The sequence below is a fragment of the Citrobacter sp. wls613 genome (genome assembly GCF_005281195.1).
GTDB lineage: Bacteria > Pseudomonadota > Gammaproteobacteria > Enterobacterales > Enterobacteriaceae > Citrobacter > Citrobacter gillenii.
The window spans coordinates 15,451-15,695 of the sequence record NZ_SZXN01000014.1 but is presented as its reverse complement, the minus strand read 5'-3'; the positions used below and the strand labels follow the sequence as shown (position 1 = coordinate 15,695).

1 protein-coding gene is annotated in these 245 nt (G+C 57.6%); it reads right to left on the bottom strand.

Annotation, left to right across the window (positions count from 1 at the left end; all coding sequences use genetic code 11):
• The coding region (locus tag FDX01_RS03465) for an SUMF1/EgtB/PvdO family nonheme iron enzyme (protein WP_170974748.1) at window positions 1-245 on the bottom strand (245 nt) is incomplete at both ends.

Genomic DNA, 245 nt, shown 5'->3' with positions numbered 1-245 from the left:
TCGGCAGCGAGAACGGCAGGCCCGTCACCTCCCCGAGCCACGCGCAGTACCGCTCCGCTTCATGCCAGTCCACATGCGCAGGTGCATCCGGGGTTCGTCCTTTTTCTCTCCATCGTTTTAATCGCCGTTCGTCTACTTTTCTCCCGGAGAGGCCATTCCAGGCCAGATAAAACTGGTACTGCTGGTTGCTGGCTTTGAACTTACTCAGCGAATAGCTGCTTAACGCCACCCGGTGCAAAGGCTTG